Annotated in this window: 12 protein-coding genes; 1 reads left to right on the top strand and 11 read right to left on the bottom strand. The window is 29.4% G+C overall.

Annotated features, from left to right (window positions below):
• Window positions 1-31 precede the first annotated feature (31 nt).
• Together ACNQ2T_RS00100 and dcm are read right to left on the bottom strand one after the other, a co-directional pair.
• Window positions 32-1,240, bottom strand: coding sequence for an MAG4270 family putative restriction endonuclease (locus ACNQ2T_RS00100; RefSeq protein ID WP_418035669.1), 1,209 nt, complete (start codon window positions 1,238-1,240; stop codon window positions 32-34).
• Window positions 1,228-2,307, bottom strand: a complete 1,080-nt coding sequence (gene dcm / locus ACNQ2T_RS00095; protein WP_418035724.1) for a DNA (cytosine-5-)-methyltransferase — start codon at window positions 2,305-2,307, stop codon at window positions 1,228-1,230. The genes ACNQ2T_RS00100 and dcm overlap by 13 nt, the downstream gene beginning before the upstream one ends.
• A 371-nt stretch (window positions 2,308-2,678) precedes the next feature.
• On the opposite strand from dcm, the gene rpsT reads away from it, so the two are divergent.
• Window positions 2,679-2,939: a 30S ribosomal protein S20 gene (gene rpsT / locus ACNQ2T_RS00090; RefSeq protein ID WP_416741452.1), complete on the top strand. Its 261-nt coding sequence runs from the start codon at window positions 2,679-2,681 to the stop codon at window positions 2,937-2,939.
• Window positions 2,940-3,033: 94 nt separating this feature from the next.
• On the opposite strand, the gene ACNQ2T_RS00085 is transcribed toward rpsT, so the two are convergent.
• From ACNQ2T_RS00085 to dnaE, 9 genes are all read right to left on the bottom strand, one after another.
• Complete coding sequence (locus tag ACNQ2T_RS00085; protein WP_418035668.1) at window positions 3,034-5,589, bottom strand: IdeS/Mac family cysteine endopeptidase; 2,556 nt, start codon at window positions 5,587-5,589, stop codon at window positions 3,034-3,036.
• A 136-nt stretch (window positions 5,590-5,725) separates the two neighbouring features.
• On the bottom strand, window positions 5,726-7,084 hold the full coding sequence (asnS, locus tag ACNQ2T_RS00080; RefSeq protein ID WP_416755041.1) for an asparagine--tRNA ligase: 1,359 nt from the start codon (window positions 7,082-7,084) through the stop codon (window positions 5,726-5,728).
• Window positions 7,085-7,096: 12 nt separating this feature from the next.
• On the bottom strand, window positions 7,097-7,549 hold the full coding sequence (locus ACNQ2T_RS00075) for a YhcH/YjgK/YiaL family protein (RefSeq protein WP_418035667.1): 453 nt from the start codon (window positions 7,547-7,549) through the stop codon (window positions 7,097-7,099).
• Between the two features lie 123 nt (window positions 7,550-7,672).
• Complete coding sequence (gene fmt, locus ACNQ2T_RS00070; RefSeq protein WP_416755039.1) at window positions 7,673-8,518, bottom strand: methionyl-tRNA formyltransferase; 846 nt, start codon at window positions 8,516-8,518, stop codon at window positions 7,673-7,675.
• Window positions 8,519-8,529: 11 nt separating this feature from the next.
• Complete coding sequence (locus ACNQ2T_RS00065; protein WP_418017936.1) at window positions 8,530-9,435, bottom strand: hypothetical protein; 906 nt, start codon at window positions 9,433-9,435, stop codon at window positions 8,530-8,532.
• A 12-nt stretch (window positions 9,436-9,447) separates the two neighbouring features.
• A complete protein-coding gene (locus tag ACNQ2T_RS00060) occupies window positions 9,448-10,431 on the bottom strand; it encodes a replication initiation and membrane attachment family protein (RefSeq protein ID WP_416755036.1) in 984 nt (327 codons plus the stop codon).
• Window positions 10,432-10,475: 44 nt separating this feature from the next.
• Window positions 10,476-11,057: a dephospho-CoA kinase gene (locus tag ACNQ2T_RS00055; RefSeq protein WP_418035666.1), complete on the bottom strand. Its 582-nt coding sequence runs from the start codon at window positions 11,055-11,057 to the stop codon at window positions 10,476-10,478.
• Window positions 11,042-11,932 (bottom strand): 5'-3' exonuclease, encoded by an 891-nt coding sequence (locus ACNQ2T_RS00050; RefSeq protein WP_418019794.1) that lies wholly within the window; start codon window positions 11,930-11,932, stop codon window positions 11,042-11,044. Before ACNQ2T_RS00050 ends, ACNQ2T_RS00055 begins: the two co-directional genes overlap by 16 nt.
• Window positions 11,919-14,846, bottom strand: a complete 2,928-nt coding sequence (dnaE, locus tag ACNQ2T_RS00045; protein WP_418035665.1) for a DNA polymerase III subunit alpha — start codon at window positions 14,844-14,846, stop codon at window positions 11,919-11,921. Before dnaE ends, ACNQ2T_RS00050 begins: the two co-directional genes overlap by 14 nt.
• Between the last annotated feature and the right edge of the window lie 158 nt (window positions 14,847-15,004).

Raw genomic sequence — 15,004 nt, 5'->3', positions numbered from 1 at the left:
ATGAATAAAGTAGCAATTTAAACTTTTAGGTCTAATTCTTGGTATAGTTATCTAACAAATTATTATTTTCTATATAATTGTTTCTTTTCTTAATATAATCTTTAATTTGCTTATTTAACTTATCTTTAGGTATTTGATAGTAGCTATCTAAGGCATTTTCTCTTACATTATCTTTTAATGCTTGCTTTGTTTGAATTAATCTACCATTTTCATTATAACTAAATTCATATCTATCAAAGCTTTTATGAATATTTGGTTCTAAATTTAAATAATTATTTTCATCAGAAATTTGTTTAATTATTTTGTGATATCTTTGATCATCTATTCTATTTGGGTCATTTGCACAATAGTCAAATGCTTCCTTTTGTATTCATTCAACATTGTAAATATGGGCTTTTTCTGTTGAATATTCAATGTCAAATATTTTCTTTCCTTCTACACGCTTTGCATAAGTTGATCTATATTTCTTAATAGTCTCTTTAATAGATTTACAAAGTTTATTACTATTTGAAAGATTTTTAATATATGTGCTCATATTTTTAATTCAAGTATCATTTTGCTCTTTATGATTAATGCCAGTTATCTCTAGCATACAAATTCCTGATCATAGATATTTCGAATCATTGTTCTTAATTATTTCGATCATAGTATCAAAGTTTTTAATTTCATGCTCACTAATTTGATAATGCGCAAGCATATGATGTAAACTATCACCACTGAAATTTATTCCAATTGTAATAGCGTCAATAATTAATGGTAAGTTATAAAATATCCGCCCATTAGAGTTTCTTTTTTCATCTAAGATTAGTTCTGAATTTTCTTTTCTAGTAACTGATCCACCTGGATTATTGCCCTTTAATAAATATATTAGTTCTTTTATATTTTTTTGATTTTCTTGAAAATAATAGGTATTAACTAATGAGCTAAATTTAATTAGCTGCTGTGCATTTAATTTAAGTAGCTTATTTTCTTTGGTACTTTGTCTTGGTATGAGTTCTAAGCCAAGCTGGTTAAAGATGTGTTTTCTAATTTTAAAATTAGATAGATTACTGTTAAAATGAGATTTTGTATTGCATAAATCTATTTCGAGATTTAAAAAATTAACAAAAATATCATAAATGATTAATCTTTTAGTGTCAAATGCAACATAAAGGTCAAATTGTCCTTTTGCTGATTGAGATGTTTTTGAATAGTAAGATTTAGTACACATGGGTATTTTAAATATTTCTATTTTAGACATTTCAAAATAGTTGTAAAGATTTGTTCTAAAACTTCAACTGAAATTGAATTACCACATGTGTAAATCATTTTGGAATTTGAAACTAGATTGCTTTGAGCAACTTTGTTATAGTCATCTGCATCAAATCCCATATATAAATAGGATTCTAAAGGACTTATAGCCTTTAGAGTTTTTTGCTCTGGAAAGTAAAACTTAAGTCTACTATTTGCACCACTAGCAGTTAGGGTTGGGCCCTTTCCTTTTGGCAAGTAAATATAAGCTTCTGAATTAAAGTTTGTATAGTTTAAAAGTCTAGACTTAGTAATATTATTAGATGTAGTATTAAAGTCATTATGCTTATATTTCTTTAATAAATCATTTAAAAGCTTATCACTGTGCTCTAAGTGGATGATATCTTCTAACTGTTTTCCTTTTTCCTTAATTGGTAAAGGAAAAACAAATGGTTTCTTTAAATGAGACTTAAGAATTGAAACAGCATATACTCTTTCACGATTTTGAGCTGAACCATAATCCACTGAGTTAATTACTTTATAAACAGTTTCGTATCCTAATTGATCTAGTGTATTAATTCATTCATCAAAAGGTGCTTTAAATTTGGAGCTAGCTAGAGCCTTTACGTTTTCTAAAAGCAATACTTTCGGCAAGCGATCTGTATTGTTTTTCAGTATTCTTTCAACTTCATAAAGAAGACCACTTCTAGTACCACCTTCAAGTCCTCTTTGTTTTCCTTGTTGTGATAAATCTTGGCAAGGGAATGAATATGTAAAAATATCAATATGCTTTGGAAGTGTTTCAAATTGAGTAATATCTGTGCAGCCTACATATTTTAAATCTCTTTGATGTTTTGGATAAACTGAAGTGAAATATTCATTATTCACATAAGAATATAAATAAGGAAAAATCTTGCTAAGTTTTTCGTTATTCATCTTTTTGAAGTATGAATTTGAAACTGGCTTTTTTGAGTCTGAGCTAAAGGTGTACTGAGACAATAAACTAGCCATTTGCTCATGAGAATAATTAGATTCTGGCTCTAATAGTCCGTAGTGAATGATTTGATAAGATATAATTGCATCTATATATCAATCAATTGTACCTAATGGTACAATTTGGAGCTCGTCTCTCTCTCTCTCTCTCTCTCTCTTATATTATTGCTATATATATATATATATATATTCTTTAATGCTTTATATTGAGAACCTATTCCTGCAAATGATTCAAATATTTTTAGTTTTCTTTTCATAATGTTTTTATTATATCGGATTGCGTTATTTACGTGGGCTATTTATTGAGTAAAAAGCAAGCAATACTTTAATTTAAAAAAATATAAATAATTTGCTTAATTACTATAATTAAGGAGTATTTGTATTTTAGTAATATCTAAAATTAATATATAATATACTTGATTTTTCAATAAACATATTAGAAAAAGGGGGACATAATGGCAAACATTAAGTCAAAAATCAAAAGTATAGCTAAAATGGAAGAAGCACACAAAAAGAATTCAGCAATGAAATCTCGTGTTAAAACAGCTGTACGTAAAGCTAGAGAAGCTGTATTAGCTAAAGACGAAAAAGCTGCTGAATTAGTAGCATTCGCACACAAAACAATTGCTAAAGCAGTTTCAAAAGGTGTTTTCCACGCTAACAAAGGTGCTAGAAAACACGCTAGATTAGATGATTTTGTAAACAAAAACAAATAATCTATTAAATTAGTTAACTAATCTAATTAGTTCCAGGCTTGTCCTGGATTTTTTATGCAAAAAAACACTAACAGCCTACGTGCTAGTGCTAAAACTATTTTACAGTAATGTTTGCTACTTGCGTTTGAGTGTTGCCAAATTTATCTGTCCCTTGATATTTAATTTGATAGATTCCTGGCTTTGAAATATCAAATTGATCAGCATTAATAACGCTAATTGCAACTTTATCATCTGTTGCATTAACATTTTCTTTATATCACTTTTCTCAAATATCATGTCCAAGGTTAAATTTTTCAACAGAAGCAATAAGGTATCCTTTTCTATTTTGTTCTTCATAGTTAGTTTGATCTGGAGCTAGCCAAATTCTTATATTTCTTTTATCTGGTGAATAAACCACTTTGGCTCTTTCAAGTCTAGATCTAGTGCGCATTTCTTTGTTATTGTGGTCAGAGTTAGCATAATAGATTTCATCAATTATACCATCTGAATTATAATGAGCTCCTCATAAGGTCACTGCATGATTATAAGAAGCTGAAGGATTTATAACAAATGAAACAGCATAGTGATTTTCGAAAGCTTCTTTAACATAGTTAGAAAAGACTTTATCAGCATTTGTAACTCCACCAGCTAGTTTCTTATAATCTCCTAATTTAGAAACATTATCTCAGTTAAATAAATGAGGGAATAATCCTTTAAATTGAGCAGCTTGCTTTGCCTTATCTACTTCAATAGAAGCATTAAAGTTAGGATTCTTTTCTCCTGATAGTAATCACTCATTACCAAATAAAGCATATCCTGAGGTATCGGTAAAGTATTCAACTAAAAAGTTAAAGATAAAGGCATAATCCTTTTCGTTATAACTTTGTAAGATATCTTTTCCATTTAGCATCAAAATTTTATCTTCTGGATGTATTTTGTAGTATGTTTCAATGTATTTATGATTTTGTTGAATTCATCACATCATAATGTTGCTTGAGGCAGCAGCTCAACAACTTCGATCGTCAGTTCCACCATTACCAAAGTATCTCATTGGATAATAGTTATCTTCATTGGACTTATCAATATTTGGTGTGTATCTAAATCATTTATTGGCATCAAATCAGTTAGCAGCTTCATCTCACATTAAATAGTAGTGATAATCATCTGGGTCAAATTGTTTTTCTGTTCTAAACCATCTACCTACTGGTGGGTTAGAAAGTGCTTTTCCTGGTTTAAGAGTCTCAATATTTGAAGTATTAATGGTTGGAATTATTACACCATCAGGGGTTAAAATTCCATGGCTATTAATGGTATTTTTGATTTCTTTGGCTTGATAATTAGAATTAATTGTCACAAGCGAATTTAAATTAAAGCTTTTATCATCCTTAGCAACTATGTAGTTATCTTTTAGCTTAAACATTAAGTTAGCATTAGCGAGGTCTTGAGATGAACTAGGATTATTATTTTGATTTGAATTAGTAGTTGGATTAGAAGCCCCAGTATCACTGTGACTTGGATTGGTTTGATCCTTATCCTTATTTTCCCCACTAGTAGAGCTAGAATTTTGTTTCTTTAATTTTTCTACTTCATCAACAAGTTTTTTAATTTGATTTTGTAAGTCTTGATTTTGTTTTAGAGCACTAGCTAGTTGTTCTTTAGTACTATTTAGTTGATTAGTTAAGCTCTCGATATTGAGCTCAAGTGAACTTTTTTGTTCAGTAAGTAAGCTAATTTGATTTTTATTATCTGCTATTATAGTTTGCAAGGCTGCAATAGTATTATTTTTAGTTTGTATTTTGGCTTCATTATTACTAATAGTAGTTTCAAGTTGAATTATTTGTTGTCTTAGATCCTCAGCTTGTTGATTAAGATTGTTGTAATCTTTAAGAGCTTGTTGTATTTGGCTTGTCTTTTTATCTAATTGTTCTTGAAGATTTTTATTAGTTATGTTAGCTGCTTGCAACTGAGCGCTGAAACTTTCAACTTGATCACTTATATCTTGCTTTTGTTTATTAGCTTGATCTAAATCACTATTTAACTGAGCTATTTGATTATTTAATTGTTCAATTTTAGCTGCATCTAAAGCTTGCTTATTGTTTGCTTCTTGTTGTAGTTGCTCTTTTTGTTTGGTAATTAAAGCAAGTTGCTCTTGTAAGGAACTAATTTGACTTTGTAATTTAGTTTTACTATCATTTGCAGCATTAATTTGATGCTTTAAGCTTGCAATTTCTTGTTCTTTAGTGGCTAATTGACGTTTTAAGTTAGTAAATTCCACCTTATCGGGTTGACTGGCTAAAGTTTCATTTAGCTCTTGGATTTGGGCTTGCTTTTGAGCTAACAATGCATTTTTGCTATCTAAATCAGCCTGTAAAGTTTTATTATTTGTGCTTAATTCTGTAATTTGATTATTTAATTGTGCTACTTGGTTATTGCTTGTAGATAAAGACTTTTGAACTTGACTAAGTTGTTCCAAAGTACTATTTAATAGTGTGCTAGTTTGATTTAAGGCAGTTTGCTTTTGATTCAAGGAATCTTGTAATATACTAATTTGCTTGTCTTGAGTCTTAATATGCTCTTGCATTTGCTTCTTATCATCATTACATGAAATGGTAATAATAGGCAAAAGAACAGGAGTAGCTAAAGCTCCTAAAACTAATTTAAATTTCTTCATAATTTCATCCCTAAATATCTTAATAATATACTAGTATTGTAACACTGATATAATATTTTTTATCACTAAAAAGTAATTTTTTACTGCTTTTTAGGGATAAATTTAAACTTTTAATAAAAAAACCACAAATGTGGCTTTACATTTTAATGCTTCCAGTTGTTCTTGGATATGGAATAGCTTCTCTAATGTTTTCAGTTCCTGTTACATACATAACAAGTCTTTCAAATCCAAGTCCAAATCCTGAAGTTAACATATGTCCAAATCTACGTAAGTTTAAGTATCATTCTAGGTCTTTTTCATCAATTCCTAGTTCTCTAACTCTAGTTAATAATTTGTTGTAATCTGATTCACGTTGAGATCCACCTACAAGTTCACCTACACCAGGTACAAGTAAGTCAAAAGCTGCAACAGTTTTACCATCTTCATTTTGTTTCATGTAGAAGGCTTTGAAATCTTTAGGGAAGTTAATAACTGCAATTGGAGCGTTATAAACTTTTTCAGTTAAGTATTTTTCGTGTTCTGAACCTAAATCTAGGCCAAATTCGATATCTTTGTTTTCAAAAATATCTCTAACTTTTTGAAGTTCTTTAATAGCATCTTTGTAATCAACTACTAAAAGTGGTGTTTCAACAAAGTGATTTAATCTATCTAAAAGACCATTGTTTGTTACTTGATCTAAGTACTCTAATTCAAGTTTGTTTTTAGCCATTGTGTTTCTAATAACAACCTTTAGCATATCATCAGCTAACGCAATAGTGTCAAATAAATCATAGAAAGCAACTTCTGGTTCAATCATTCAGAATTCTGCTAAATGTCTCTTTGTGTTTGATTTTTCTGCTCTAAATGTAGGAGCAAAAGTATAAATCTTTTTCATTCCTACAGCATATGATTCACCATGTAATTGTCCGGTAACTCCTAATGTAGCCTTCTTGCTTTTACCAAAGAATGGGTCAGCTCAGCTTGGATCTGAAACAATAAAGGTTTCTCCAGCTCCTTCTCCATCGTTACTTGTAATAATAGGACTAGCCATAAGGAAGAAATCTTTGTTAATAAAGAATTTGTGAATTTCTTGTGCTAAAGTTGAACGAACTAACATGATAGCTCTAAGTAAGTTAGTTCTGTGTCTTAGGTGTGGAATTTCACGTAAGGTTTCTAAGTTAATTTCTTGGTTTTGAATTGGATAGTCTTCATCAACTTTTTTGTATTCAACTAAAGTATCAGCAACTAATTCAATTGGTTGAGGTGCATTTGGTGTAGCGTGTAAAGTACCTTTAACCACAATGGCTGAACCAGGTTTTAAGCTGTCTAAAGCTTCGAAATCGAAGTTTTCACCTTTAAATACTACTTGTAAGTTTTTAACAGTTGATCCATCATTTACTTCAATAAAACGAATCTTTTTGTTTCCACGGTTAGATGAAACTCATCCTTTAACTGTAACATCAGTTCAAGTGTCATAGAACCCAGGTTTTAATATAAATTTTTTAATAGAATGCATAGCATTGTCTCCTTAATATTTGACTTTAATAATAATTTTGTCTTTATTAGTTAATTGCTCATTAGCAAAAGTAATTTTGTGTAATTCACCAGGGAAGAATAAAGCAAATGTCCCTTGGTTTAGTCTAACTTGATTATGATATTGTGGTGCTTTAATGTAAAAGACATCATTAGGTTTAGAAGCACTTAAAATATCATCTTGAGTATAATGTGGTTGCGGATCAAAGTAAATTATTTCATCCCCAGCATAATAAACGTGAATGTCAATGTGTTGATCATGTAATTCACCATAATTTTCTTCAAATAAGGGGCTAAAATTCCGTTTGACAAGCTTAATGTCATCATTAAACTCATGAATCCCATATTCATATGCATCAAAATCAGCATTTGCAGCTAATTCTAGTGCTGCTTTAATTGCTGGATTGATTTGATATTTCTTAATATTTGAAAGTTTGTCAAAAATCATTTTTTCCTCCTTAAAATAGCTTGTTAAATTATAAACATTTTTAGCTAGTTTGATATAAATATTTTATTTATATCAGAAAAAAATATCAAGCTAGTATATTGAATTTCTAGCTTGATTATTGTTTTAGGCAATTTTAACACGCTTTTTAGTTTCGAATTGATAATCAGTTGCTCATAAGGAACCATTAGCAAAGTCTAACTTAATAGCATTGGCAACTTTTTGTTTACTTGCATAATAAATTTTGACTCTTTTATCATTAATTAAGTAATAGCAACCTGGATTTGAACTAAAAGCTCTAATCCGATTAAAAGCTTCTTCCATACTTAAGCTTGGATCTAAATAAGCATCTTCTTTATTTAACTTAGGGCTAAGGGAAACTAGCAAAGGATCTTGGGCTTCTGGCTTATATTTCCCTTGAGCAAAATTAGTTAGTCAAGTTACAATATTGCTTGCTGCTAGGGCAGAAAGTTTATCAAATAAAGTATCACTAGTATCAGTTGGTAAAATATCTAAACTAGCTTTAACAATCATATCCCCAGCATCCATAGCTTTAACCATGTACATTAAAGTAATTCCAGTAACATCATCACCATTTCATAAAGCATATTGAATTGGAGCAGCTCCTCGATATTTAGGCAGTAAACTACCATGTACATTTAAAGCAGCTAAATTAGGTAAGGCTAGTACTTTTTCAGGAATAATTTGACCAAAAGCACAAGTAAGAAAGATATCAAAATCCATTTCAGCTAATTGATCATAGATTTCAGAAATCTTATTTGGCTGAAAAACAGGTATGTTGTACTTTAAAGCTAGTAATTTAGTTGGAGTAGCCTCTAGCTTATATCCACGATTAGCTGGACGATCAGGTTGAGAAATTAAGGCAACTACTTCAAAGTTTTTAATAACTTCTTCAAAAACTGGAACAGCAAATTGAGGAGTTCCGGCTAAAACGATTTTAATTTTATCCATAAGGTTCCTTTCTAAACTCCTATAAAGGTTTCAACTTTAGTAAGTTCAATAATTAAGTGGATGATTTTATCAATTAAAGGTTTAGAAATAGTAGTTACTACATTTCCTTTTTTTGTTGTAATTAAGGTTTTAGCTAGTGCACTAAGTGGGTAATATGAGCCAAAATAAGTTAATAAATGATTTTGAGCACGATTTTGCAACACTTTAACTAAAACTGTATCCAAGAATCATTCAGTATAGTTTTTGAGTCCAATTTCATCAATAATTAGGACTGGAACCCGTGAAAGTTCATTAACTAAATATTTAATATCATCATTATTTCCAATTAGTTGTTTAACTCATTCATCAAGTTGATTTAGATCGATATAAGCAACTGGAACATCACTTAAAGCAAAAGTATTGGCTACAGAAGAAAGATATTTAGTACGGTAACTGTTAGCTGGACCATGGAAATAAACTCCGTATAGTAAATCAAAGTTTTGATGATTAGGTTCTAAAGCAAGTAAGATTTCAGCTCTAATTCCAGCTAGATCATAATATAAATTATCATTAATATCTAAATCTTGTAAAGTGGTGTCATAAAAAGGTGATGAAATGTGTTGCAATAATAAATTATTTAATAAACGAAACTGATCACCTTTTTCATTATGTGCTAGTTTCTTTTCGATAATAAGCTTATTATTACTATCGCGTTTAAAATCAAGTAAATAAGGTGATTGATTAGGATTGATAATTTGATTTTTATAATCTATAAAATAATTAAAGTAATCTCAGATTTCAGAATCTGAGACTTTTAATTTTTTAAATAATTTATTAAGTAAAGGCTCTTTTTTAATTTGAGCAATTAAGTTATCTTTATTTACTGGAGCTTCTTTTAAGAAATCAAACGCTAGCATCGGTTTATTGATTGAACTCATAATTAACTCCTTTTACTTTAACATTGATTTGAGAATTTCCTTCTTTTGGAAAATTTTAATATCATAGGTATTTCTAATTTTACCATCAAAGTAGTTTTCAACTACAGCAAAATCAAGTAAGTTCATTTGTAGCACTTCATTAATCATGCTTCCAGCATGTTTAAATCATTCTTTTAATGGTCTACCTGTACTTTTTGATGAATGATAGAAGGATAAAAATAAGATTAAGTTAATAATTTTGTCATCTTGGACTTTATCTTGTCATTGTTGTAATGTAGCAATATAACTAGCTTCTAAGTCATCATTGATTAATTGTTGAGCAAATTCAATTGAATTAAGCTTTAAGATAGCTTCATATTCATTAGAATATTTGATCTTGCCAATTTCAAGTCGAGTAGCTGTTGAGAATGATAATTTATCACTTTCAACACGACTTTTTCTCATTTTTCCAATATGAAGTACATCTTGAACAAAATTATTTTGTGCCATGATAGAATTTTTGCTTGTTTGATTATTAGCAAATTCAGTAAAGAAGTCTGTTGTAACATCTTCTACATCAAAAGCATCACGATAAGTAGCTGGACGAGTTTTAGCTAGTATCATTTGCTTGTAGTTTTCATCCCCAACTTTGTTACGTAATAAGTCAGTGATTAGTTGATTTTGTTTAACACCAAAAGCATTTAATGGTTTTTGCAATGAAAAGATCATAATTTTTTTACTGTGATCAGCATAAGTATTAATTAGACCTGTAGCTTCTAATTGTCTTCTAGCTTTTGAAAGAGCAGCTTCATCCATATTTAAAAAGACAGTTAAAGATAAATAGTCATAAGCAAAACGCTTAAATTGGCTATCTCTTACATAATCTAATAAATATTGGTATAAAAAGATAGGATTTGAACCTAAAAATGGCCCATAAAACTCTCTGAAATTAACTAAATCATCATTTGTGATTTCTGAATTTTTTTCAACTGCGAAATATGAATATTGTAGGTCCATTTCTGCTCCTTTTAACGTAAAAAATATTTGATAGTAATCATATTTTACCTAACTCTCGCATGCATGAGAAGTACTTTTGAAATTTTTTCTATATTATCACGTTTATCCAAAGAGATATGCACAACCCTTTTTTCGCGAAAAATTTCTTTTAAGTCTCAGTCATAGGCATTTTGGTTGTCCAAAAATTCTAAAGTAAAGTTATCCACACCCTTTTGGTGTAGAAATTTTTGTCTGATATCCTCTTGAATTTGCATATGAAAAATACAACTAAATAATGGTGCAAAATCTTCAATTTCAGTAAATAAAATTGGAATTTCAACAAAATCGTATTTATGTTGCATTAAATGCTGTTTTAGCCTGTAAAATACCTCTTTTTCCAGCTTTTTTAAATTACTGGGATCTTGCATTATTCAGTTCTTAACAAGTTTTTTATTTATTTTGCCTTCTGAAAGCAAAAAACTTCCAAATTTTTGCTCAATTAGAGTAATAAATGCTTTATCTTGGTTATATAAGTAAGCAACATACTCATCACAGCTAAAGGTACTAAAGCCTAATGAGGCACAAGCAGCTAAAAAAGTGCTTTTGCCAGAAGCCATTCGTCCAACGATTGCTATCATTTGTTTCATTTATCTATAATTGATCTAAGCTCTAGTTGTTCTAATAAAGGTAAAGCGTTTTGCAGATTTAGATTTAAAACATAAGCATCTTTATTAGAATTAAAGCTATCGATATTTGGATTTAATGTAGCCATTTGTAAGCAAAATAAAGCATCATTTTTACCAGCAATTAATTTATTAATTACCCCTTTAGTTAGCTTGCTATCTCATTGATCTTGACTAGCATATAGGTTTGGAATAGTATGGAATTTTTCAAGAATTGAAATAGCTGTTTTTTCTCCAATACCTTTAACTCCAGGTAAATTATCGCTACTATCACCAGCTAGTGCCTTATAATCAACTACTTGAGATGGTAAAAATCCATAATTTTCAAAGTAGTTTTCATTAGTTAATAAAGAATATCCATAGTTTTCTTTTTGAATAATACTAATATTAGGGCTTATTAATTGGTGTAAGTCTTTATCACGTGAAAAGATAATTTTAGGCTCATCTAGTGCTACTTTATGACAGTAAGCTGCCACTAAATCATCAGCCTCAAAGCCAGCTAGTTCTTGTTGCACAACACCTAAACGATCTAAAATTTGCTTAATTAAGTCAAATTGAATATAGAGTTCATTTGGTGCTTTAGCTCTACCGGCTTTATAATCATCATAAAGATCATGTCTAAAGCTTTTATCTTTTGAATCAAAAGCAATATATAAATATTGAGGATGATAAAACTCAATTAGTTTATTTAGTTGGTGTAAAAATAAGTTAATTCCATTAGTTGGTGTGCCATCTGAAGCACGCATTATGTTATCTGGATTACCATAATAGGTAGCATAAAATGACTGAAACATTAAGTAGTTTCCATCAATTATTAAGTGAATATTAGTTTTGTTCATCTTCAATCTCTTTTCAGTCTATAAATGTGTAGTAGTTTGCTTTTGATAATTTTAATAAAGCAACAATCATACGCGGGTTAGTGTGGTTTAAAATTTCACCAGCGCGTGGAGAAAATCCAAAAGCCATAATGCTTTTGCTATTGTCAGTTAGTGAAACTCTTGGTCTGCCTTTAGCATCCTTTTGCACTTTAGACATAAAGCATTTAACTCAAATTGGGCTAAGTTCAACATCAATTAATTGCTTATAACCTGTTGCTTCTTGTAGTGAGCTTAAAGCATTATAAACAGCTCCAAGTAGCGCAGCTTCTGATTTCATTTCTTCAGCTAAATTAGTTGGAATTAGCTCCATAACTATTTCATTAAGTCCTTGAGTCTTAACAAAGTTAAGTAATAAAGCACTTTTGTCTCCTGCAACTTTTTTATATGAATCCTCAAATAATTTATTAAATGGTAAAGCATATTTTTCTTTGGCATTTAATAAGGTATCAATCCCACCAAATTCTCTAAAAGTATTAGATTTAATTAAGTTATCTAAAATGCTTTCTGAAACGTTAGCTAGATTTCTAAGTCTTAAATAAGCCTCTAAAAAGCTCTTATATGGACCATTTGCCTTACGTTCTTCAACAATTTTACTTGCAGCAACAGCTCCAAGTCCCTTAATCATTAATAAAGGTAAATATAATTCATTATTATCAATTTCAACTATTTCAGTTGAATGGTTAATTTCAGGTGAATACACCTTAATTCCTTGGCTAGTTGCATCAGCAACATATTTTTTAATATTTTGTTGATCAGCTGAAGAATTTGAAATTAATACTTTGTAAAAAATGAGTGGATATTTAACTTTATAGTAAGCAAGCTTATAAGCAATTAGTGCATAAGCTACTGCATGTGATTTATTAAATCCATAAGCAGCAAAACGTTCAATATTAGAGTATATTTTTTCTAGAATTTCAGCTGAAATGCCATTTTTAAGCCCACCAGCAAAGAAATCACTCTTATAGCTGTGTAATTTAGTTTCGTCTTTTTTAGAAATAGCTCTCCGTAAGAGGTCAGCTTGTGCAAATGACATACCAGCAACCTTTTGAGCAATTTGCATTATTTGCTCTTGATATAAGATAATACCAAAGGTATTTTTAACTATTTCATCATAAGCTGGATGCAGTTTTTCAATGTTATTTGGATTTAGTTTATTACGACTATAAGTTGAAATATATTGCATTGGTCCAGGTCTAAATAGTGAAATAATGGCATAAATGTCATCAAAAGAGTCGATATGAACTTCTTTGATAGCATTTTGCATTCCAGGTGATTCTAATTGGAAAATTCCATTTGTTAGTAAATTATTAAGTAATTTAGCTACATCTGGATCAATGAATTTACCATAGCTTTTGCCAACAATATTGTCAAAATGATATTGAGATGGAATTAAGTCTTCGATTTCTTGTAGGATTGTTAAGTTTTTCAATCCTAAGAAATCGATTTTAATTAGTCCAAATCTTTCAAGGTAATTTAAAGTAAATTGCACTTGAGGCAAGGTGTTGGCATTATTTGAAACTGGTATTACATGCTTAATATTTTGATCACAAATTATAACTCCAGCAGCATGAATTCCAACTTGACGAGGTAAACCTTCAATTTGACTAGCATATTGATGTAATTTAGGATACATATCTACTAGCATTTTATATTTTTCATTATTTTCATAAGCTTGAATTAAGCTTTCATCAGTATTTTTTAATGCATTACAGATTTTATCGACTTCAGGAACTGGAATTGATAAATAACGAGCAATATCTCTCAGTGAATTTTTTAATGCTAGTGTTTGGAAAACACTAATTAAGGCAACATTATCTTGGCCATACTTATCTTTGATATATTGTAATAATTCATCTCTACGTGTATCTTGAATATCGATGTCTATATCTGGTAAAGAAACTCTATCTACATTTAAAAATCTTTCAAATAGCAAGTCAAATTCAAGTGGGTTAATGTCAGTAATTCCAAGTAAATAGGAAATTAAAGATCCAGAAGCTGATCCACGACCAGGTCCTATAGCTATTCCATGACTTTTGGCATAATTAATAATGTCTTGAATAATTAAGAAGTAATCTAAAAAGCCTAGTTTTTTAATTACTTCATATTCGTAATAAACTCTTTGAGTTACAACATCTTCCCCATAGGTATAAATTAAATCTAAAGCCTTTTGATTTGACATTAAGCGAGCTAATTCTTCCTTAACATTACCTGGGAATTTAGCTAGTTTAATACTTTTATCTGGCATAGTTACATTACAACTAGCAGCAATAAATTCAATGTTTTGTTCAACTTGAGGATCTAAGTTAGCAAAATCATCTTCATCTAGGTATTCAGTATAAAAAGTATGGTCTACTTCTCTGCCGGCAATACTATTTAAGATTGGAATTAATTCATTTTGTTCAGCTTGCAAAATCTTTTTACATGGAGCATAAACAGTTTGAATTTCTTGACTGGTTTTAGCATTTAAATAAAAGTTCTTTAGGTATCTATCTACAGTAATGTTTTTAGCTTTCATTCCAAGTAATTGGTGATCAATAACAAAAACATGTTCATTTTCTAATTCTGCATATTTAATTTCTTTACCACTAGTGCGCGCGTAAATTAAATCATTTAAAAAGTAGTATCCCTCATTATCTTTGGCTAGTAAAAAAACGCTAAAACCTTCAGCTAAAGGTAATTCTAATCCAATTAAAGGCTTAATACCATAAGCAACTTGAGCTTCTCAATAATACTGTAAGGCATAAAGATTATCAATATCAGTTAAAGGTAAATATTGCATCTTATTTTCGCGTGCCAGTGCAATTAAATCTTTTACCCGAATTGCTGAATTTAAAAATGAGTATTCTGTATTAGTATGTAGATATATTTTATTCATGTTTCTATTATATTTTATTTAAGCAAAAAAGTCAGCAAAAGAATATATTACTCATTTTAAAAGCAAAAAGTGCAAAATAGGCATATTTTTTATACAGAAAAATAATTTTTTAAATATGGTAAAATATAAAGCATTATTTTGGAACTAGTAAAAATACA

This window comes from Mycoplasma haliaeeti (assembly GCF_048284645.1).
GTDB lineage: Bacteria > Bacillota_I > Bacilli_A > Mycoplasmatales > Metamycoplasmataceae > Mycoplasmopsis.
The sequence above is the reverse complement of the archived record's forward strand: the minus strand, read 5'-3'. Positions and strand labels throughout refer to the sequence as shown.